General features: G+C 32.4%; 12 protein-coding genes. 3 read left to right on the forward strand and 9 right to left on the reverse strand.

The window, feature by feature from the left end; all coding sequences use genetic code 11:
• Positions 1-298 precede the first annotated feature (298 nt).
• Together NH26_RS23595 and NH26_RS23600 are read left to right on the forward strand one after the other, a co-directional pair.
• Positions 299-1,309, forward strand: a complete 1,011-nt coding sequence (locus NH26_RS23595; RefSeq protein ID WP_044217085.1) for an elongator complex protein 3 — start codon at positions 299-301, stop codon at positions 1,307-1,309.
• On the forward strand, positions 1,281-1,979 hold the full coding sequence (locus NH26_RS23600) for a DUF6873 family GME fold protein (RefSeq protein ID WP_044217088.1): 699 nt from the start codon (positions 1,281-1,283) through the stop codon (positions 1,977-1,979). The genes NH26_RS23595 and NH26_RS23600 overlap by 29 nt, the downstream gene beginning before the upstream one ends.
• Positions 1,980-2,181: 202 nt before the next feature.
• Here the strand turns inward: NH26_RS23600 and NH26_RS23605 are convergent, their stop codons facing one another.
• From NH26_RS23605 to NH26_RS23645, 9 genes are all read right to left on the reverse strand, one after another.
• Complete coding sequence (locus tag NH26_RS23605) at positions 2,182-2,430, reverse strand: hypothetical protein (RefSeq protein WP_044217090.1); 249 nt, start codon at positions 2,428-2,430, stop codon at positions 2,182-2,184.
• A gap of 288 nt (positions 2,431-2,718) precedes the next feature.
• A complete protein-coding gene (locus NH26_RS23610; protein ID WP_044217092.1) occupies positions 2,719-3,570 on the reverse strand; it encodes a DUF4437 domain-containing protein in 852 nt (283 codons plus the stop codon).
• Positions 3,571-4,243: 673 nt separating this feature from the next.
• Positions 4,244-5,395, reverse strand: coding sequence for a putative glycoside hydrolase (locus NH26_RS23615; protein ID WP_084812357.1), 1,152 nt, complete (start codon positions 5,393-5,395; stop codon positions 4,244-4,246).
• A gap of 89 nt (positions 5,396-5,484) precedes the next feature.
• Entirely contained in the window at positions 5,485-7,308 is a 1,824-nt protein-coding gene (locus NH26_RS23620) for an arylsulfatase (RefSeq protein WP_044217096.1), read from the reverse strand.
• 22 nt (positions 7,309-7,330) lie between these two features.
• Positions 7,331-9,157 carry an alpha-L-fucosidase gene (locus tag NH26_RS23625; RefSeq protein WP_199880294.1) on the reverse strand — a complete coding sequence of 609 codons (1,827 nt, stop codon included), beginning with the start codon at positions 9,155-9,157 and terminating at the stop codon, positions 7,331-7,333.
• A gap of 83 nt (positions 9,158-9,240) precedes the next feature.
• Positions 9,241-12,354, reverse strand: a complete 3,114-nt coding sequence (locus tag NH26_RS23630; protein WP_084812358.1) for a TonB-dependent receptor — start codon at positions 12,352-12,354, stop codon at positions 9,241-9,243.
• A gap of 176 nt (positions 12,355-12,530) precedes the next feature.
• Positions 12,531-14,156, reverse strand: a complete 1,626-nt coding sequence (locus NH26_RS23635) for an Ig-like domain-containing protein (RefSeq protein WP_044217100.1) — start codon at positions 14,154-14,156, stop codon at positions 12,531-12,533.
• Positions 14,157-14,485: 329 nt separating this feature from the next.
• Positions 14,486-16,816, reverse strand: a complete 2,331-nt coding sequence (locus NH26_RS23640) for a T9SS type A sorting domain-containing protein (RefSeq protein ID WP_084812359.1) — start codon at positions 16,814-16,816, stop codon at positions 14,486-14,488.
• A 130-nt stretch (positions 16,817-16,946) separates the two neighbouring features.
• Positions 16,947-21,131, reverse strand: a complete 4,185-nt coding sequence (locus NH26_RS23645) for a hybrid sensor histidine kinase/response regulator transcription factor (protein ID WP_044217104.1) — start codon at positions 21,129-21,131, stop codon at positions 16,947-16,949.
• Between the two features lie 291 nt (positions 21,132-21,422).
• Between NH26_RS23645 and NH26_RS23650 the strand changes: the two genes are divergently transcribed.
• A complete protein-coding gene (locus tag NH26_RS23650) occupies positions 21,423-23,096 on the forward strand; it encodes a tetratricopeptide repeat protein (protein ID WP_044217106.1) in 1,674 nt (557 codons plus the stop codon).
• Positions 23,097-23,592: the final 496 nt, after the last annotated feature.

Raw genomic sequence — 23,592 nt, forward strand, 5'->3', positions numbered from 1 at the left:
ATAATATTTTGCTTTTGAATGAATAGTAGTCAGAAAGTAAATTCTCATCACAATTTATGATTTAAATACAGAAAAATCAATACATCTATTTAACTATAAACTGATATAAAACTTCGATACAATTACACCAACGAACTTTAAGAAAAAGAGGGTAAATATCAGACTATCAGTTCATCATTTTTTTTGTATTTGAATGCTTAATAATATTCTAATTATGTACCCTATAGTTATTAATTCCAAACCTAATTTCTATCTACCTACAATTACCATATATTTGAGTATAAGTGATACCTAATTCGTGAAAAAGAAACATTCCAATATACCCATTTTTATACCTGAGTTGGCTTGCCCTCATCAGTGTGTGTTTTGTAACCAAGAAAATATTTCTGGGCAAGATGTCATCATTCAGCCATCTGAAATTAAAGGCCTTATTGAAGAATACCTAGTTACTATGAATGATGGCAGGACCATTGAAATTGCTTTTTTCGGTGGGAGTTTTACGGGTATAGACCTTCAATTACAAGAAGAATATTTAAAGGTTGCCCATCAATTTATTATGGATGGAAAAGTACATGGCATACGTCTTTCGACCCGTCCAGATTATATTGATAGGGATATCATTCAACTTTTAAAAAAATACGGGGTCACTGCCGTTGAATTAGGTGCTCAATCGACATCAAAAATTGTATTACAAAAATCTGGCAGAGGTCACTCGTTCGAAGATATAAAAATAGCTGCTACATTAATTAAAGAAGCGGGTATCGAACTTGGACTACAAATGATGATTGGTCTTCCTTTCGATACAAAACAATTAAGTTTTCAAACCGCCCAAGATATTGTTATGCTTGGTGCAGATACCACAAGAATATATCCTACCGTTGTGGTGAAAGATACCGTATTAGAGAAGCGTTTTTACAAAGGTTTGTATCAACCACTTTCTTTGGAAGAAGCCATAGAATGGACAAAAGAAATTTTGCATTATTTCGAGGAGAACAAAGTAAAAGTTTTAAGGGTTGGGTTGCATCCTTCAGAAGATTTAGTGAAGGGAAAAAACTTAGTTGATGGTCCGTTACATCCTGCCTTTAAAGAATTAGTGATGTCTGAAATATGGGCTGAAAAAGTGCATCAATTTATACTTCATCACCCTGCCGGAAAATATACTTTTGAAGTACCACAACAACAGGTAAATTATGCGGTGGGCTATAAGAGCAAAAATAAGTCGCTTCTGTTAAAAGAGGGGTATCAAGTGAAATTTAGAGGAAACGAAAATTTAAATCTATATGAAAGCAAAATTAGTCTTTGTAGATGATCGAATTCTTCCAAAAGTAGCAAAGAAACTCTCCTTATTTGCAGAGCATTTGATCGGTTTTAAAACAGATGGAATTACCTATAATTCTATTAGTTGTCATCCTGATATATTTCTACATCAACTACCCAATCAGCAATTAATTATTGCTCCTAATATTCCAATTTACTATCAGCAAGTACTTAAAGAACACAATATAGACTACACTATTGGAATTGAAAGCGTAGGAATTTCTTTAAAGGATAGTACTTACTATAACTGTATCTCTACCCCTAATTATATCATTCATAAATTAGGTTTTACGTCAAGATCTATCATCGATCATTCTTCAAAAAAACTATTGCATATCCCTCAAGCCTACACTCGTTGTAGCACATTAGTATTACAGGAAGGAGTGGCGATTACGTCAGATAAAGGAGTAGAAAAGTTTCTAAAACAACAACAATGGAAATGCTTCTATTTCGATCCAAAAGAAATAAAAATTGAAGACCATGCTTACGGTTTTTTGGGTGGATGCTGTGGTATTTTTAATAGTCAAATCATGGTATTTGGAAATCCTCTGTTTCATAAGGATGGTAAAGATTTCATAGCATTTTGTCAAGAATATGGATTTGAGGTAATCCCGCTATGTGACGATAAGATGTATGATGGCGGTGGTATCTTTTTATTCTGAATGCATATTCAAATTGAGAAAGTTCATTTTCATTTTTCCATTGAGCAATTTCTTTATTCTGTTCAATGATAAGACTATCATATAGTTTATTTGCAACTAAGTTTAGTGAGTCCAATAAGGTTTCTTCTAATTCAAGCATTTTTAAAGAACAAACATTGATGGCTAAATTAGTTGATGCTGTATCACATCTTACATATTCATCTTAAGCATAATCAATCAAAATGGGTTTAAAAAGAACCTCTGTTTCGTTTTTAGGTTCTAGTTTTAAGTTTTCTATGTTAATTATCAATTGTCCAGTAGAGTCCTTATGTTGTTTTAAAAATTCAGCTTGTCTTTTATAGTCTTCAATAACAGTTTTTCCAAATCGATTCATTTCATTTGCGAACCAATCTAATCCAAAACCGACAGTGATTAAAAGCAATATTGCGATTGTGTATTTTAAAAATTTCATTTAGTTGTGACTAACATTAGATAAACACAATGAGGTTTATCCATCCAAACTTTCCGGATATACGCCATATTGAACATATGCATTATTAAAAAATACACCAAACCTCTTTAAAAATAGTTTGTTGTTAGATGCCAATAAGATAATTAGTATTACATTATTTATCAAGAAATTATGATGACTTTTTATTGAAGGTTTCGCCCTCATTTTTTACTTCTTTAATTACTTTTAATATCTGAAAGAAGGCCTAGGTTTACGCTCTTTACTTATGTTTATTGTTGGCTGTAGTGTTTATTCAATCATAAATCTTGCATTCGTTCTAATATAAACTAACGACTCTTCATTTGTGGAAATATCATGAATTGCTTTTGTTTTAGATTCGAAGTGACTTCCTTGGTCTAAACCAATTATTTTTCCAGAATCTGGCATTGTGTAAGCTACTTTTCCTGAGATAATAATACCGAAAAAAATGCTACCTTCACTATAGACATTCCCCTTAAACCCTGTTGGTAATTTGAGTAAATAACCATTTTCACCATTTTTCTTCTCCCAAACATAAGCGATTTTAGCATCACAGTTTTCGCCAATTAATTTAGACTCACTTTTTCCAAGGTAAATAACATTGGAAGCATGCATGTTGATTGGTTTTTCATCACTTTCAAAGGCTTCTCCTTCGTGCTTAACCAAGTAAGGACCGCTATCAATTTCAATATAAGCCATTGCATTTTCTCCTTGTGCTGCTGTTATATGTGATTGTCCTTTTGGTTGTGTCCATATAGAACCTGTCGTCATCCACATTTTTGGTGCTTTTTCGTCAGCATTATGCAATTCACCATTCATTACAATAGCACGATAAGTGATGTTATGAATATGTGGAGGAGAGGAAAAACCGTTTTTAAATTTACCTATGTAACCTGTGGCTACATCTTTTCTAATGTTACCATAAATAGCCCCTGCTTGCGGAGCCTTATCTCCTCGAGCAGGGTTTAAAGGTATGAACTTAATATCCTTGCTTAATCCAACTTTATTAGTCGAATTATCTATTTCGAGTCTGGATACTTCTTGTTCTTTTTCTTCTTTTTGTTCCTCTTGACAAGAGAGAACGAAACATGCTACAACTAATAAACTAATTATGATTTTCATATTTTATTCCTTTTGTTGGTCAATTTAATTGATGTATTCCATCTGAAGCTTCTTATATTCTTTATTCATCTCATCAATAAAGTACTGGCACTTCTTCTTGAGAACTTACGAATGTTGATACGTTTTGATCGTTAAAATTAATAGTTTTTGTAGTATCATTGCAGTTTTTGAGTGTACAAATCTTGCAATACTTTCTTTTATTATTCACAATTTGGATAGAATTATATTTCACTTTCCTGAATGGTAAATACTTTGTATTAAGATAGTTATTAGTTAAGAGTTAAGAACGGGATTTGATAAGGGTGCATTTATGCTGTCTACTAAGATGTCTAGACTATAGTGTGGCACAAAAACTTTACTTTTATATTGTAAGTTGATAGGCTTCATTTTATTAAAAACTGTAGAAGTCTTACTACTTCTAATTATAGGGTATTAATGATTTTCATATTGACCTCAGGAGGCTTCTAACATTTAAAATAAGTGATGTCTGTCGACATGATAAAGCGAACAATGGAGGATACATGTATTTAAGTAATTTATACATAACAAAAAAGCCACCCATAATTGGGTAGCTTTGAAATGATATTTTATCTGTTATTGCCCGAGTATTCGTCTCTATTTTTGATATGCTTTGCATTATCTTTCCATACTTTCACTTCCCTTGAAAGAAGTACTAATTAGGGTAAATAATAGCGGCTTCTTTTTTCTCTAAATCCACTCTTACTTTAGCAAATTCATATTCTCTTGTAAGCACCCACCCTTCTTTTGAATATTCAGATATAGGTTTCCCTACTTTCTTCTGTAAAGCTGCATAAGGATGTAAAATACCATGCCCTGCTCTATACCCCCATGAGTAGGTAAAAAAGGAATAGTTATTTGCTCCAATTAGAAAACAAGCTAATGGAAAAGTGATATTTTTCTCTGCTATGGCAAACTTTTCTTTTTCAGGTTTCTTAAGTGTTTCTTCGTCCAACCATGAGAACTCTGGCCATGCTTTGAATGCCACCATTTTCCCTTTTTTAGTGACCCTATCCATGGCTTGAATATCGCTTAACATTGCTTCTTTTGATGCACTTGCAAAATGGCCAAAATGTTCCATCATTGCACAATCTGCTTGATCAAAATACTGTTCTCCAATAGAGGTATTTAATTGTTTAATCCATCTTATACCGTTATAGATAATTAATTTATCTTCCCCTAAGGCTGCTCTAGTTTCTGCAATCAGTGAAAATAATCCTTCTTGTATTTCATCATATTTTTTCTCTCCCCATATTTCTTTATTTTTTTGGCTAATTACCTGAGGAAAAGCATCCATAAAGACGCCATCGCAATTGGTTTGTTTTATTGCTTTCATTAAAGAGTTCACCCACCACTTTCTTACCTCACTATTCGATAAATCATAGCGTTTCATTTTACCTCTTTTTAAGTCAAGGTTTCCTTCTTTGTCTTTCAGCCACCATTCAGGATGTTGGTTATATTCCTTATGTGCATCATAAAGCGGGTAATCCAAAAACGCATTCCAATAATAAATTACTTTAATATCGGGGTTTGCTTTTTTAAGTTGCTTTACTTCTTTTTCAATTCCTTTTTCAGTACTTCCGAATTGCTTGATACCATGCCCTTTTTCTAAGCAAATAATATCTGTACTACTCGCAATAAATTGTACTTCTTCTTGAGAAAAAATACCTTCTGTTTTTCCCACATGAAGCAGTACAGGTGGTTTGTCCCATGTAAGATCCGGATAACGTTCAGGTGTATTTTGAGCATACAAATTAACCATCATTAAGCAGCTAATCAGTAGTGTGAAATTAATTTTATTTTTCATTTTTAAATTGTTGCTTTTTTGTCGTTTTAGAAGTGACGTATCACCTCAGAATAGATTTATTTTTTCTTCGCTTTTTGATTGATAATTATCTAAAGCACTTTGCCCTCTTTCTTTACATAGATGTAAAATGCATTGGTTGGCGTCCCATCTTCTAAATCAAACCAAGCCGTTAATTCTTGTTTACCTTCTGCTACTTTTACTTCAAAATCTACTGATTGAGCAGTATTATCCACATCAAGAGTATATTTTTTCTCCCCAATTTTTAGATGAGCTTTTTTGAATTTCATGGCTTCCCCTTTAATTCTTGCATTAGTTGAAGCCGTTGCAGGAATTTCGTCGTTTAACTCCTGACCAAGTGCAAAGCCACTTTCTTCTGGCCATCGACTTATATTAAATGTATACGTTCCATCACTTACGAAATTGACAGCTATTTTTGCAGGTTTCATTGGCTTTCCTTTTCTAATAAGACCTTGATTCCAAGGAGGGTAATAACCAACTGTTTGTGCATCATGACACGTTAAAACATCAATAGAATCCACACCTAAGTCAATGGTAGAGAATTTCGTTTCTTTTATCATACTCTGCCACCATGCATCATAGAAAGCATTCATTTCAGTCACTCTATTCGGATGTTTTTCTGCTACGTTTTGTTCTTGACCAGGATCATTCGCAATGTTGTACAATTCATTACCTTTTATCAATCTCCAATCACCATTCATTACACAACTTTGCTTTCCTTTTACAGGCCATGGAACACGTTGTGTATCAATCACAAGCATTCTTTCCTTTAGTTTTGTGCCTTTTGTTAGGTAACTACTAATAGAAACACCGTCCATTTCTTTTTCAGCAGCATAATTTATTTGTGCCAAAGAAGTTAAGGTTGGTAATATATCTACATGTGCCGTCAAATCATTCAGTGTTTCACCTCCCGTAATGCCTCCATTTGGCCATCTGATAATAAAAGGAACTCTGTGTCCCCCTTCATATTCACTCGCTTTAGTTCCTCTCATTCCAGCATTGTAGCCCAACATTTGCTTTGTTTCCTTATCTAGCTTATATCCGTTGGATGTTCCGTTATCAGTAGTAAAAATGACAATAGTATTTTCTGCTATGTTCAGTTCATCTAATTTTGAAAGCAACTTCTTAAAGTTATCATCGATATTGGTGATCATTCCATAAAACCTCTTTTGAGATTCATTTAAATTGCTTTCATTGGCATACATCTTATAGTATTCTTCTGGCACATTGTAAGGAGAATGTGGTGCATTCAAACTCAAATAACATAAGAAAGGAGCTTCCTTTTTGTTTTCGATAAATTGAATGGCTTCCTCAAACCAAATATCTGAGCAATAACCCTCTTTCTTTTCCGGTTTTCCATTACGGAAATAGGTATCATTAAAATAATCATTCCCCCAGTAGTCAGGTGTTTGCCCTACACCACCTCCACCGTGATAAAAAGCTTCATCAAAACCTCTATCTTGTGGTAAAAAAGGATGATTATCTCCTAAATGCCATTTCCCAAACATGGCCGTTTGATAACCATTTCGCTGAAATACATCTGCCATAGTCACCTCTTCTCTATTCAGAATTGAAGCACCCATTATGGTATGCCACACACCATTTCTATTTCCGTTTCTCCCTGTCATCAGTCCTGATCTTGTTGGTGCACAAGTGGTGGCTACATGATAGTTCGAAAGGTTAATTGCTTGTGTTGAAAATTGATCGATTGTAGGGGTTTTAATTATAGTATTTCCCGTATGTCCTAGATCTCCATACCCTTGGTCATCCGTAATGACAATAATGACATTGGGTTTTTTAAATACTTTTTCTTTGTCTTGAGGTTTGATTCCACAAGCAGTTAAAATGACACCTAATGATATAAGCCCTAAGTAGATTATTTTGTTCTTTCTCATTTTAAAAAATCTTTATTGGTTATTATAATTCACTATAATTTGACTCACTAACAATGGGCTCGATGGCAATATATTTCAAGCTAGAAGTTTCAGCATCACCCTCTACTAAAGAGACCTTTACTTTATGTTTTCCAGCTGTTTTGAATTCAATAATTCCCATTGGATACGTTTGGTATTTTTCAGTAGCAGCTTGTTGATTTTGGATTAACGCTCCTTCATCCGTTACCGTTTTCCAAACCAATCTGCCTTCACCTTTATGACATAAATTTAAATGGTAATAACCGGGCTTCTTTACTTCAACTGTCCATTCAGCTTCTCCATTTTCTTCCCACTTACTTACTTGAGTAGTCTTTAACCATTCTCCAAATTTCTCCATCCATCGAATAGATTTTTTCTCTGCATTAGAAACCTCTGCAAATTCAGTGAGTAGATGGGTTTCTGTATTTGGATAAATCCCGAAAGTTTGATCTACTTTAGCACTTTTTGCTTCTGTATCTATATCTACTGCTATAACCGTTACTAATGGGCTTACAGGTTTGTTGGGTACATTTAAGATGGCCCACTCATCTTGTTGTTCAAAGCTAATTTCTTCTTTATTATCACCGTTTAAAATAGACGTTGATATAATTTTAGATTGAAGTCCTGGAAGGTATAATTTGCCATCTTGTGGCCAATCAAATACCGACAGGTATAACGTATTTCCTTGTGTAGTCACATCTCCCCAAGGTAAGGCATGCCCCCAAGGAGAACTACCTGCACCATAAATTACTTGAGGATATTTATTGATCCATCGTCCTGCTTCTTCTAGAAAAGTGACCCCTATTTCAGGTATACTTCCTTTACTGTTTGGACCTACATTAAGAAGGTAGGTTCCGCCACGTCCAATTGTAGAAACCAATCGGTGCAAAATGGCTTTTGGTCCTTTAAAATTGTTATCATACCACGCATAACTCCAAGAATCGTTGTTTGTATCTGCCGATTCCCATAAACCTTCATAGTTGCGTTCTGGCACTTCCATATCTCCTCTGCTTGCGTAGTCTCCTAATCCGTGTCCCACTCTACTGCATAACATTACATTCGGTTGCAACTCTCTTACCATACCAGCTAACTCAACGATGTACTCTTTTTTCATTCCACCTGGAGTATCAAACCATATGAAATCAATATCACCGTAATTAGTACAAATTTCTTTTACTTGTGGCTTACATTTATTGTAGAAGTAATCTTTAAAATCGCCTCCTTCTATTTTGCTTTTTCCTCCTCCTGCTGTCGTCCAATCTTGATAATGTGAATAATAAAAACCAAATCCTAAACCTAATTCATGACAAGCCTCAGAAAGCTCATGCATAGGGTCTCTTCCAAATGGTGTGGCATCTACAATGTTAAAATCACTCACTTCAGAATCAAACATTGCAAAACCTTCATGATGTTTTGACGTGATGATGATATATTTCATTCCTGCATCTTTTGCCAACTGAGCAATTTTTTTAGCATCAAATTCAGTAGGATTGAAACTTTCTGCCACTTTTTTATATTCTTCCACAGGAATATCAGCTACTCTAGGGCTCAATAACCATTCACCAATTCCATAGTATGTTTTTCCGTTCCATTTTCCACCTAAATGAGAATACAAACCCCAATGGACAAACATCCCAAAATTTCCATCTGCGAATAGCTCTCCACGTCCTTCTTTCAGGGCATCCACTTTCACAGTAGTCCTTCCCCACATTTCATCCATATTTTCATCTTTCGCTCCCTCTTTTTGAGCAAAAGTGGTGATCTGAATTAACAGAAGTAAGAGAACAACTAGAATACTGTTTTTATTGAATAACATCATCTTTAAAGTCATTTTGATTGATAATTGATTAGTTTAGTAAGAGGAGTACTTAAAAATACTCCTCTTTTTTATCTAAATATTCGTCCTAAAAACGATTACAATTTATATCTTATTGAAAAGTTCCAAACTGGATTTTGGTTGTAGTAAGCACTGAAATTATTAGGATCATCTGCTAAATATCTACGTGTATCCGTTCCTGTAATATTGATACCACCTACAGATAATTGTAATCCTTTGTATACTCTATACATTGCATTAAAACTATAACGTACTCCACCTTCTGTATAATGCGACTCATCTGCTCTAGTTGAACCAACACCACCTAAGTTACTTAAGTAATTACTTCTATATGCTGCAGTGAAACGGATTGTAAATCCATATTTTTCATAATAAAGCACAGAGTTAAAGTTATGTGGAGAAGAGCCAGGGAAACCATTAATAGCATCTCCAACTGCATCATCAAATTGACTATGTAAATAAGTATAGTTTGCTTGTAAACCGAAGCCGTTAAACATAGCTGGTAAGAAAGTGAAATGTTGATTAAAACCTACTTCTAAACCGTAGATATTTGCATCCGTCAAATTGATAGGTTTTGTAATATCAAATAATAAATTTTCTTGACCCGCAGGTAAACTTATTCCGTAAACTTCTTCCCCAGGATATTGTTGATCAGTTAATGTTTCCGTACCAATAAAGTTTTTAATATGCTTATAAAAAGCACTCACTACAAATGCACCATTTTTATTGGTATAGTATTCGAAAGTATTGTCGATATTCCAAGAAGTATACGGCTTTAATTCAGGATTACCTGCTATAACAGTTCCTCTATGCGTACTTTCAGCAAGGTTTTCAATATACTCTTCCGATTCAGGATTAAAGATTTCTGAATTAGGGTTTAAATACTGAATATCATTACTAGGAATCAAATCTTTAAATCTTGGTCTAGACGCTGCTTTTGTGATACCAATTCTATAATTGATTCTGTTTGACAACCTTAAATTAGCATTTAAACTTGGTAAAAATTGCCAATCAGAAAACTCTGTTTCATGGTAAAGTGCTCCATCTACAATTTCTCTTCCTCCTGAAACAGGATCCGTTTGCATTACTCCAGTAAAACCTCTTGAAATATTATTTGTGTGTACTGCTCTAACACCAACATTTAACGCTATTGGGATATTAAATAGTTTTGTTTTAGCATTCATTTGAGCGTATGCAGAAAACGTTTTTTCTTGAGAACCATAAGAACGAGCCGAAGCTAAAGACATATTTCCTTCTTCTGAAACCACATCTCTTAAAGGAGTATTAAAATCAAAAATACTACCACCGTCAAGAGCTGATCTATTTGGAGTCAAGCCCAATATTTCTTGTCCTGGTGTGTATACCCAATTATTCAAACCTGTTTTGCCATCAAAAAAATTATTTTTAATTAATCTTCCTTCCGACATCATTTTTGAATATTCATCCTTTTGTTCATCAGTGTAATCATTAATTAAAAGTCCGCCTTCTCTACTTTCAAAATCAGTCACTGCTAAACGAGAACCCACTAATAGGTTAATTTTGTCATTCACCTTATAATCTAAATCAACCATTCCTGCATAATTAATCCCTTCTGTCCTGATGTTTTTAATCGGCGTATTCAGAAGGTCATAATTAGATGCATCATAAAATTCGTCAGGTACATTGTAATTTGGATAATCACCTCTCCAATTCACGTTGATATCACTTTGACTATATGTATTTAAATTAAGTTGACTAACGGGTTGTGTTAGGTTTTGAAAATAGTTCAAATCAGAATACGATAAATCTACATTCACTTTAAGATTTTCTGTTGGTGTATACCTAGCGTTTAGACCTGCCATATTATTGGTAGTATGATTATCAAAAAACTGATTCCTATTTCTTAAGATTGCTCTTGACTTACTTGCCCCTGCCGCGTCTATATGATTAAGGTAATTCTTGTTGAATAAAATACTACCTGGCTGGAAAAAGTTATTAGCACCTAATAGGCCATTTGCACCACCTGGAGCTAATAGCATTTGCATCATTTGTCTATCGCTATTTGCATTTAACTTTGTCATAAAGTAGTCTGCAACAATATCTAAGTTTTCGGTTGGTTTCCATTGAATAGCCGAAGAAATAGCCAATTGCTCTCTTTCATCATTCATCTGTGTGTTATTAATTACAGTAGGCACCATGACATCTTTATATAGTCTATCACCATCATTTTCATTAAACACACCATCACCATTACTATCTTCTTTTAAATCCAATTCTCTATAGCCTCGAAGTGCAGCTTCTTCACGATAAAATTTTTCTTTTCGATACATTGCTGAAGCATATACTGCAAGGTTTTTTCTAATTTTACCTCCAAAAGAACCACTAAATCTAGGAGAAAAATCTAATTCATCAATTTTTGAATTACTAGAACCTCTATAGCTAACTACTCCAAAATACTTTTTATTCTTTTTATATTTTAAATCAAGAGGACGAATTGTTTGAAAGTCTATTGATCCACCAATTCCGGACGATATTAATCTGGATTCCGTGGCCTTATAAACAGTTGCTCCATTTATAATTTCTGATGGGATCATATTAAGATTAAATTTTCTCATATCAGAACGTCCCTCATTACCTGCTGAAATTGGCGTACGGCCATTCATAGTTACGGTAACAAACTGTGGCCCTATCCCTCTAATAGATACTCTATCTCCAGAAGAACCATCTACATTTCTTTCAATCTGTACACCTGGAACTCTTTGTAATGCATCTGCTACATTTATATCAGAAAAATTACCTATATCTTCTGGAGTAATTGCTTCAACAACTGTCGCTGCTTCTCTTTTTACTTCTGAAGCTCTCATTTGTGAAGCTCGAATACCTGTGATAACAAGCTCATTCAAGACATTCATATCTTCTTCCATTTGAACATCAAAAGAAGAAGTATTGGTTATAGAAAATTCAACTGATTGATAACCAATATAAGAAAACATTAATACATCATTTTCTCCAGTGAGTATTATTGAATATTGTCCATTAAAATCTGTTACTGTACCGTTATTTGTACCTTTTATTAAGATATTGACACCCGGTAAGCTTTCCCCATTACTTCCTGTTACCTTACCTGATATTGTTTTTGTTTGAGAAAAAAGCAATGTAGATTGTAAGAGTAGACAGAAGAATAATATATGTCTTGTAATAGTTACGTTCATTTTTATAAATTTTATCTTGTTTTATTTATTGATAGAGCTCGTTTCATATACCTCAACCTGTTCCTTTCCTTCATCAAAACTTTATCAATTTTAATCATACTTCATTGCTCTTGAAATAATTATACTAATACTCTAAAAAACTAGTTTAATTATTTCAAGAGCCTTTATTTTCTGTATTATTCAGCTATTAAAGATGGTCCTTGAAATTCATCAATATAATACACCATATCTGTACCTCCTCCTGTACGATCAGGCGATGCTAAGAATAAATAGACATCTTCGTATACATCATCATTTAAGCTGATTTTTGTGAAATCAAAAGTATATTCTACCCATTCATCAAATACTTTTATGCTACTGCTGCAAGTAACTTGTGTTGATGTTCCCTTTGCTCTATTACGCAAAATCATTTTCAAACCATTGTGAGCATCGGCCTTACTTTCCGTATACATTTTTACAGTAAATATCTTTGGTCCTGATAAATCTAAAACTCCATTCAATTGTATTTTAAGGAAGGAGTTAATACCTGCACCTCTTGTGAATTTGCCTACTTTATGGCTTGCATCTGCTGGATTATTAACCACCTCAAGTGTTCCAAATGCTGCAATAGGATTTCCTTTTACAATACTTGTTTTTAATCCTTTGCTATAGTACATCACATTTTCAACTTTAACAGTAACTTCTATTTCATCAGCGAAGTTTCCATCTTCAGAAGTAGCTGTTATGATGGCCACTCCTTCTGCTTTTGATGTCAATAATCCCGTTTCACTAACAGTCACAATTGACTCGTTATTACTAGTCCAAAATATTGTTTGGTTTGAGGCATCAACAGGTGCTAAAGTTGCACTTGCTTGGTAAGATCTATTTAAACTTGAAAACTGATATACTTTATCCGAAACTGTAATACCAGTGACAAATATTGGTGTTGCAACATTCACAGTAATCGGGTCAGATGTCATTGTTCCATTGGTTACAGTAATAGAAGCTGTTCCTATTCCTTCTCCTTTAATTATTCCATTTTCGTCAACACTCACAATATTTTCATTACTAGAATTCCATTCCCACTCTAGATCATTTGCTTCAGCTGGAAGAAAGTTTATAGTTAATTGTTTCGTGTTACCAACCATAAAATCTACAGAAGAAGGGTCAATACTTAAATTCGTCAAAGGAACTTTTGTAATGACATTGACCGTGATCTCATTAGTGATATCTCCATTTCCATCATCTTCAGTAATTACCGTTACTTGAGTAGTTCCAAGACCTACACCTGTTACGACACCCTCTTGGTTTACAGTGGCAATACTAGGGTCCAAAGTATTCCAAATCACATTATGATTCACCGCTTCTTCTGGTAGGATGGTCGTTGTAAACTGTTTGGTAGCTTTTTCAAATATGTCAATACTTTCTACATCATCTAAAATAGTTACTGATTCAGCATGAATTACATCAGATGTTACATGTACATAAATAGAATCAGTGATGCTGTCATTTAAATTAGATTTTGCGTAGACCTTAGTAATACCATCTTCTAAAGCTTCTATTTTACCTAAAGAAGCATCAATCAATTGTACTCTTTCAGCATTGGTAGATGCCCACTGAATAGATTCACTGGTTGCATCTTCTGGAAAAACTGAAACATCAAAATAGTATTGATTTCCTTTTGCGATTTTCATTGTATCAACTAAAGGAATAATAGAGAAGTTTTCCACTTCTACTTTTTGTAAATTTTGCTCTTCTTCACAACTAAATAACAGCGTTAATATTGTGAATAAGTATACAATTCGTAATAATTTTTTTCCCATGTGTTATTTGTATTAATTCATTTCAATAGACAGAGCTTTCATAAAAAATATAGCTCGGTTTTCATTTCAATAGTATAAAAAGTAACACTTTCAACTCAGAGGCGAACTACTATCATTGACAAGTGATTGTCATGTAATAATGACAGAGGCAAGTAGTTTATATTGTGTGAAATGTTTTTGCTTTATAATTACTCTCTTTTGTTTTATTATTTCATATCATTGAATATCAACTATTTAAGAAAGGTATTTATATTGCATTTAATCTTTATATAAAAAGAATTTTTCTCTTTAATTTCTGTTGATAAGTAATTTCATTTCTATTACTTTGTTTATTGTTTCATTAGTTTACATCTGTTTGTCAATCCATTTAAATCTGTAAATTCAAGGATATATAGTCCATTAGATAAATCTGAAATATCATAAAACTCTTGATCCTGATTGTAAACTTTAAGAAGCTGCATGCTTTTATTAAAAATTTTGACAGATTCTACTTTCTCAGTAAGTTGAAAAGTTTTTGTTGCAGGATTAGGATATAAAACTAATTTTGATTCAGGTAATTCTTCCTCAAATTTCATTCGTGCATTAACGATATTGACTTGTATAGTACTCTTTATTTGATCAATAAAGTACGTATTAAAACGTGTTGTATCTGTATTATCCATGTAGATCAATAACTGATCAAAACCTCCGGCGTCAATTATATTTTGAGCAATAGTACTTGAAGTAAAGTCTGATGTGAATTCTTCCCAAGTAGTTTTATTAGTGAAATAATGTAGTGACACCAATTGTCCTGTACCACCTTGTGTTGAATTTCTCAATATTACCCTAAAGCGTTGGTTTGCGTTTTCTTCTCCAAAAGGCACTAAATTAGACGTATTTAAACAAGCTTTAAGTTTAATTTTTAGATGAGTTAAATCTGTAATTTTTGGCATTGAAAAAGTCACCGTTGGATTTTGTGATTCTTCAGGCTTCATCAAACGTGTTACTATGCTATTTGTGTTCACTCCACCTGTGTAAGGATTGGAAATATCTGTAGCGAAAATACTATTTGTATGAGTAGAATAATCAATTTTCTCAATATTAGAACTATTCTCATACCACATAAAATACCCCTCACGTATTTTTACTGTTGTTTGTATCATTTGCTCTAACCCATTGGCATCGGTACCCAAAGAACTAAAATAAGTCACCTCTTCTGTAAGATTATTTTGTATTGTGCCATCTGGGAAAGTATAATTTCCTCCTGCTGTAATGGTAACCGTTTCCAAGGTCACTTCTTTTTTAGAATTAGTAAAGCCTAACAACTGAATATCGTTCAAATGGCCATCATATGGATACTGAGAAAATGAATATAAATCTGAAGTAATGCGTGTTTCAACTTCATTTTTTGCATTTAAACCATTGATTTTAAATAATGGATAAGCATCATTATAGGGTTGCAGTTTCAGTAAAAGCCCGTTGTCATTATTGGTTTGTTGGGTAGTGATTTTTAAATCATCTTGATTGAAAAAATAACGTGTACTGCCTACTTCATTTTCTGTTTTTGATTCGAAATCACAAAATGTTCTTTCTTGTAGCTGTAAAATTTCTACTTTTTCACTGATTCGAGCAACTGAACTTTGTAAAATAAAATAGTTTCTAATTCGATAGATCTTTCCAAAATCAATGCTAAAACCATTTTTGATACCAGAATAAACACTAAAGTCTCTACTATCACCACCTGAAGCATCACCTACTCTCATTAAACCACTTGCGTTATTTACCATCAACCCCATACTTGGGCCTGTTCCTGACTGATTTGTAGAAAAAGCGACCCAACCATTAGTCTCTGTAAACTTTGTATTTGGTAAAGTGGAGAAATTACCCACTACTTCTGAATAGGAGTTGTCTGAATTGGACATAAAATTATGATCATATGCAGAACGCCTTACCCCTCCCCAAGGTGCATTGATATGATCCATCGTATCGTTTCCAAAATTGTAGATCAAATAATCTACTTGAATAATACCGTTGCCAATATTTTTATACTGTGTATAATACAATATTTCTGAAGTAAAACCCGCCTTTAAGTTTTCATCAACGTGTGCATGTTGCCCCCAATTTACTGTTGTATATGACTCATTCGCTGCATCATAATAAGAAGCTACTTGAGGCGAATAAAAAGGTTGCTGATTGTTCATGTTAGGATCCTTCAGGTAAACACCTGCTTGATGTATAAAATATTTTTCATGATTTTCAGGGTCATGTAAACTTTTATCAACAGCGACTAACTGCCATACGTCATCTACCCAAGGAGAGTAGTTAGGTCCATATTCTAAACCATTGGCAGAATTCGGGTTTCTCCATTGTGGAGCTATTGTTTCTCCTTTAGAAGTGATAAAAGAATAAACTTGTCCTCCTTTTCCAATTCTAAGTTCATAGGAATAATTAGGATTGATAGGGCTATCGTATTTTAGTAAACAGTCAAAAACCTTATTTTCTCCCCATGATATCGCCCAATCAGATTCAGAAGAAGTATATTCTTCAGTAAAAACAAGAGGTGTACTGCCTTGTTGTGGTACATTAGCCTCAGGAAAAACAGCCGTGAGTTCGTTATTCACTGCTTGTGAAAAAACCACTAGACTATATAGTTGCAAATAGATGAGTAAAAACTTCTTCATATTAAAGTGTATAGTTAAAGAATAGATGATATTATATGTAATATCTACACTTGCAATTAGGCGGTATTTTAAAATAAGGTTTAGCTTTAAAATTACTCTCTCTTGCTCTACTATGACTAACCATTGATTATCATGTAGTTATATTTTCATCTTTTTTAAACTCAGCAGGTGTGATACCATATTGTTTCTTAAAAGCTTTGGTAAAATAAGACTGACTATTGAAGCCAACATCATACATTACTTTATTTACTGAAAGCTCTTTGTCACTCTTTAAAAACTCTGCTGCCTTTTTTAATCTAAATTCCCTTAGGTATTCATTTGGATTACACCCCGTTAAGGCCTTAAATTTTCTATAAAATTGCACATAAGACATTGCCATTTTTTCAGCTATCTCTTTTACATTAAATGCATCATTAATATAATTTTTTTCTAAGGTTTCTTTAACGAAGTGTAAGAACGTTTCTTCCTTTGATTCAAGCTTAGGTTTATCAGGTTCCATAAGTAAAACCTTTCTGATATACTCTGCCTCTTTCCTTTTTGTTTCGAGTAAATTATTGACTTGAAGCTCTAATAAATAAGGTGAAAATGGTTTAGATATATGAACATCACCTCCTTCTTCAAAAGCTGTTTTTCGATTATCAAAATCATTGAGTGCAGTTAAAAATAAAAGAGGAATATGGCTTGTCCTACGGTCATTTTTAATTTGATTACTTAATTCGTAACCGTTCATAATCGGCATCATCACATCCACAATCATCAGATCAGGTATTATTTCTAACGCTTTTTGGAATCCTTCCTGACCGTCTGAAGCTATATAAACATCAAATTTCTGCTTAAAAATACTTTCTATTAAGGCTTGAATTTCAATATTATCTTCTACGACTAGAATTTTCCCTACATTTTTATCCTTCGCTTCTACCAATGATTTTGGTTCAAGTTCTTTTACTATTGATTGATCTATAAACCCGTTACTTTTGGCTTGATTAACGATTTCTGAATCGTTGTATATTTCTTTATTAATGGGTAAATAAATTTTAAAAGATGTCCCTTTCCCTTCTTCGCTAAATACTTTTATTTCTCCTTTATGTAGATTGACTAATTCATTCACTAAAAACAAACCAATTCCACTGCTACCGAAAACTGTTTTTTGTTGTCCTTTACCTTGAAAAAATCGTTTAAAAATCTGCTTTAACTCCTTCTGAGACATCCCTTTCCCAGTATCTTGGATTTCTAAGCAAATCTCGTTTTCCTTTATTTTGGTGAGGTATACACTAATATTTCCTCTATCGGGTGTAAACTTAAAAGCATTGGAAAGTAAATTAAAAAGGATTCGCTCAATCACAGCCGAATCAAACCACCCAATAACTTCTTCTTTTGGAATATGAATATTAAGTTTTACATTTTTTTCTTTTGCATAATCAACAAAAGCTTTTGATGTTTTCTCTATGAATCTACCGAGGTTATCATTTGAAACAGAAAGATTTACCTGTCCTTGTCCTAATTTTCTAAAATCAATAAGAGAGTTGGTAAGGCTAATTAATCGTTGTCCGTTTGTATTTATGTTTGAAAGAATAGGTTTTAATTCTGAGTGTAATCTATCGTCATAGATGATTTTTTCTAAAGGGCTAACCATTAAAGTCAACGGTGTTCTGAATTCATGGCTGATATCAGTAAAAAACTTTAATTTCGCTTCATTGATTTCTTTAGCATGATTCTTTTCTCTTTTTTCAATTTCTATTTTGTTTCTTAACCTTACAATAAATTTCAGGTATTTAAATACTAAATAAATCAGTAAACAAACGACTAAAAAATAGAATAAATAAGCATAATACGTTTTATAGAAAGGTCTTAGAATTTCTATTTCCAATTTCCGCACACTCTGACTTCCTACACCATCTCCATTAAAACCTTTAAGGTTTAAGGTATATTTTCCAAAGGGCAATTGTGTATAATTGACAGATCGGTGTTGATTATCTACATACGTCCACTCTTTATCAATCCCCTCTAGTTTATAACCAAAAGTATTTTTTTCTGGAGTTGCATAATGCATAGCAGAGAAATCAAATGTCAACTGATTTAAATCATGTGGTAATACAAGCTTCTTGGTATGAGAGATCGATTTTTCTAATATAACTTGGTTGTAATACGATTTTTGAGGTTTTATCGATTCATTAAAAATTTTAAAATCTGTAATGATTGGATAAGATGGATATGGGTTTTTAATAATTTTATTGGGAGAAAATGCGGTAAGTCCATTAAGCCCACCCAATAATATTATTCCATTTTTAGTTTGAAAACTCGCATTTTTCCTGAAATTATTGGCAGACAAACCGTCTCCCATATTGTATTTTTTGAATTCTTTCTTTTCGGGGTTAAACTTGCAAATACCCGCATCAGTACTCAACCATAAATTTTCTTTAGTATCTTTCAGGATAGCATATACAACATTATTGAACAGACCATCTTCCTCTGTAATTCGGTCAAAACCAATAATATTCTGTTCGCTATCAAATAACATTTTATTTAGACCACCCCCGTAAGTACCTACCCAAATATTGCCGTTACTTTTATCTTTAAATATTGAAAAAACACGATTATTGGATAGACTATTTTGCTCATTTTCGTTAAAAGAATAATTACTTACCTTGTATGCTTCCCCATCACTTTCTAATAAGAATAGACCTTTATCTATTCCTATCCATAACCCTCTGGACTCTTCATACATCATTGTATTTATTGCTGAATTAGATAATTGAATAGAAGATTTAGATATATTCTCTATTTTTTCAAGATGAAGGTTTCCTTTAATTAAATCGTGTGAAGTAGTCGTAAAACTTATGCGTCTTAACCCTTTATGGGTACCTACCCAAATCTGATTTTTATAATGTAAGAGATTTAATACTCCTTCGGTAAATCTCTCTCTACTTAGAGGGTGATCATCTGTCAAGTTTACGAGTTTATCATTTTTAATATCGTATAATTGAAACCCTTTATTCGTACCAATCAATAATTGTTGATTGATTTCGAGAAAACAAAATACTCTTTGCTTTCCCAATAAATGTCTAAAATTTGTTTTTTCAATATCGGATAAATTGAAAGCACGTTCAGAAACATTCATTCCATTCTGAAATGTCCCAATCCAAATTCTTTGTTTGGAATCAATGAAAATATCATTGATTAAATTACCTGAAAGACCTTTTTTATTAAAATCATTAGCCGTAAGCGAATAAAATGGTTTTCTATATAAATCCACTTTATTAATCCCTCCCTGTGCTGTTGCAATCCAAAGAACTCCCGTTTTATCTAAAATAAAATCATTCACATAATAACTACTCAGACTTCGAAGATTATTAGGTTCAGGTGTATAATTTTTAAGTTCTTTCTTGGATTTTGACCATGTAAACAACCCTTTTCTATTTGTACCAATCCAAATATTTTCACCATTATCGTCTCCGAAGATATGCATTATGCTTAATTTCTTTAAACTTCCAGATAGTAATTGCAATTGAGGACCTTCCTTCCATTGATAACTATATTTATTGGATGTTTTTTGGATAGATAAACATTCTAGAAAGTTCAAACCACCCACCCATATAACTCCTTTTGCATCTTGATAAAGATCTCTAATATTTAAATTCTTCTTTTCAATGTTTCCGATGGAGTGAATTACGCTAACCTTACTATTCTCTTCTATTTTTAGATGAAAAATACTATTTCTACTACTTGCCAACAAAGTGTGATCTTCTAAAACAATGACATCACTAAAATGTTGGTTGGGTCTAATTTTATTATGACCCTCTAAATTTTGAACACTGTATTGATAATTACCTACCTCTTCTTTTAAATGAAATAGCCCTAATGAAGTAGCTAACCATACCCCATTATTTTCAGCTATTGTATGTATTAATACTGAGTTTTGTACTAGCTTATTAAAACTTTGGATTGGTATGAATTTATCTTCATCAATCAAATAAACACAAATACCTTTGCTCGTACCTATCCAAATATTACCTTTTTTATCTTTGTAAAGAACCTTAATGAAGTTATCTAATAAAGTCTTTTTGTTACCTAATTGATGTTGATATGTTGTAAATACATTACCATCATACTTTATCAAACCATTGGGCGTACCCATCCAAATAAATCCCAGATCATCTTGAACAAGAGAATAAATTGAATTTTGATTCAATCCCTCCTTATTACTTATTCTTTTAAATAAAAAAGGATCATTGTTAGATGCAAGTAAAGTAGATATAAAGTAAACATTCAAAAAAATAACTAATGTAAATAGTTTAAAAAAAATCTTTCTATTCATTGTTAATAAACTTTTGAAGTTTAAAAGTCATTTTCTCTTTCTTCTAAAGAGTTCATTTCATTGTAGTCTAAAAATTATAGTGTCTTCCAAATATAATTAAAATTTGATGAATAAAAATTCGAATTATATCATTGAAGAGAGACTTGACTTTTTATCCGAATAAAAATGTTGAAAATCCAGTAATTTAAAAATAGTTAGTATGTCATTTATAAGTTTAAAAAAAATTAGACTATTTTGAAAATTAATAATATTACATTATGTTTGAAATTAAACTAAACCCATCGATTAAAATTGAAAAAATTTATATTACTAACGCTTACTGTATTAACTGTCATTGCTCAAAATCTGATTGCTTCAAATTCTTTAATCCTAACTTTAGAAGAAGAAAAACAATTAGATAAAATAGAGGAAATTGGTTCAAAAGATTTACTTCAAGCATTGCGCTTGGTTGATACTTATATCTTTCAAAATACGACAGATGCTCCTACCTTATTTTTAGGAAAATTATACCATCAAAAGGGTAATTTAAATATGGTACAGGGCCGATATGCCGATGCCAGAAATGATTATTATTTGGCAGATCAGATATTTCTAAAACTTAAATATAGTGCTGGTAGAACAAAAGCTTTAATCAATTTGGGAACGCTTTATCAAATGGAAAAAGAATACCTCAAAGCTGAAAATGTATATAAAGAAGCTTTAAAACAAGCCTATCTTTTATCAGAAAGCGAATACCTCATTCCGAATATCCTTTTAAATCAGGCTAATCTATTTGATGAAATTGGGAAGTCACAGCAGGCAATTCAGCAATTTAAAGAGGTAATCGAATTATGTAAAGAAGACCATCAGCTTACTTTAAAAGGCAGAGCTTTGCATAATTTAGGTAATCAATATTTAAAGAGTAATAGTATTGATTCTGCTTTTCATTACTTCAATCAATCCTACAATATTAAAAAGCTCACGGATGATCATTCAGGGCAGATCAATTCGTTATTGGCTTTTGCTCAAATTCATTTAAAAGAAAATGACTTTAGACAAGCTGAATTGAATTATTTAAAAGCTGAAAAAATTGCTTTATCTCTTAAAGCTTATCAAGATTTAGTAAATGTCTATAATAATCTTTTTCAGTTTCACCGTTCTCAAAAATCATTTGATAAAGCTTTAGAGTATCATATCAAGTTCAAAGAAACAGAAGATCAATTAAAGAATAACTCTCATATTAAAACTGTTGATTTTATAGAAAAAAATCATCAATTGGCTTTAGAGCAACAGTTATTAAAAAACGAAAAAGAAGATCAGCAAAATATTCTTATTGGAGTGCTTATTTTCATGATTTTATTTATCGTAATTTCTGTACTTCTTTATAGAATGCAAATGTTGAAAGCCATTAATGCCAAGCAAAATGAAGAGAAGGCAAAAATGGAAAAAGAACTAATGGAAACAGTGCAGTTAAGAATAGAAGAACACAATCAAGCCCTACAATCCGATGTTGCTTTTAAAGACAAGGAACTTACGACCAATGTCATGCACTTAATGCAAAAAAATGAACTCATCAATAATGTATCAGAACAATTGATGCAGCTTGATGATCCTCAAATGAATGCTGATAGTCGTAAAAAGATTCGATCGATTGTCTATAATTTACAAACATCTGGATCAGATGAAATCTGGAAAGAATTGGAAGTGAGATTTGAACAAGTTCATCATCATTTCTTTGATCAATTACAACAAGAATTTCCTAACCTAACTCCTAATGAAAAGAAATTATGTGCTTTTCTAAAGTTGAACTTAAGCACTAAAGATATTTCAAATATTACTCATCAAAGTGTTAAATCTATTCAGGTGGCCAGATACCGTTTACGTAAAAAATTAGGTTTGATCAATTCTGATATTGACTTTCAAACATTCTTAAGTAAATTTGATAGTGGTGCTTTAACCGTTCAAGAAGTACAAGATATGTACTAATTGGAAGACGCTACTATTTCCAATTTTATTCCTTTTGTTTACCCTTTATCGCATATTGTAAGATCATAATAAAGTCATTTGCGTCAAGATCGAATGGGAAGAAATTCTGATACTATTATATGTTATATGATTTATGAATACTTATTCATTTTTAAGAAAACTACTTTTCTAAGCTAACACAATGTCTTTTTCATTCATCAATGTTTAAATCACATTGTTTACCCGTCCTTTTATGATAAAAAATTCTATAAAGAATGATACATACATCGTTGATTTACTACTATAAATGCATTAATCATTCTTTTATTAAACCAACACATTACTACAATACAAAAAACTAATTACCAACAAGTTAAATATCAAAAAAGAAGAATGTAGCATTAATGTAGCACCCCCTATAGCACCCTTATAGCACTACTACATTATTAAGATTCATTTAAAGTCTGAGTAACATTGTAATTATCGTTGGCCTAAACTTCCACGTCATGCCGACAAA

This window comes from Flammeovirga pacifica, from assembly GCF_000807855.2.
GTDB lineage: Bacteria > Bacteroidota > Bacteroidia > Cytophagales > Flammeovirgaceae > Flammeovirga > Flammeovirga pacifica.

Bases quoted from the DNA above. Each gene is read 5' to 3' on its own strand.
- NH26_RS23600 (WP_044217088.1), top strand. From the start codon at position 1,281: ATGAAAGCAAAATTAGTCTTTGTAGATGATCGAATTCTTCCAAAAGTA.
- NH26_RS23605 (WP_044217090.1), bottom strand. From the start codon at position 2,430: ATGAAATTTTTAAAATACACAATCGCAATATTGCTTTTAATCACTGTC.
- NH26_RS23610 (WP_044217092.1), bottom strand. From the start codon at position 3,570: ATGAAAATCATAATTAGTTTATTAGTTGTAGCATGTTTCGTTCTCTCT.
- NH26_RS23615 (WP_084812357.1), bottom strand. From the start codon at position 5,395: ATGAAAAATAAAATTAATTTCACACTACTGATTAGCTGCTTAATGATG.
- NH26_RS23620 (WP_044217096.1), bottom strand. From the start codon at position 7,308: ATGAGAAAGAACAAAATAATCTACTTAGGGCTTATATCATTAGGTGTC.
- NH26_RS23625 (WP_199880294.1), bottom strand. From the start codon at position 9,157: ATGACTTTAAAGATGATGTTATTCAATAAAAACAGTATTCTAGTTGTT.
- NH26_RS23630 (WP_084812358.1), bottom strand. From the start codon at position 12,354: ATGAACGTAACTATTACAAGACATATATTATTCTTCTGTCTACTCTTA.
- NH26_RS23635 (WP_044217100.1), bottom strand. From the start codon at position 14,156: ATGGGAAAAAAATTATTACGAATTGTATACTTATTCACAATATTAACG.
- NH26_RS23640 (WP_084812359.1), bottom strand. From the start codon at position 16,816: ATGAAGAAGTTTTTACTCATCTATTTGCAACTATATAGTCTAGTGGTT.
- NH26_RS23645 (WP_044217104.1), bottom strand. From the start codon at position 21,131: ATGAATAGAAAGATTTTTTTTAAACTATTTACATTAGTTATTTTTTTG.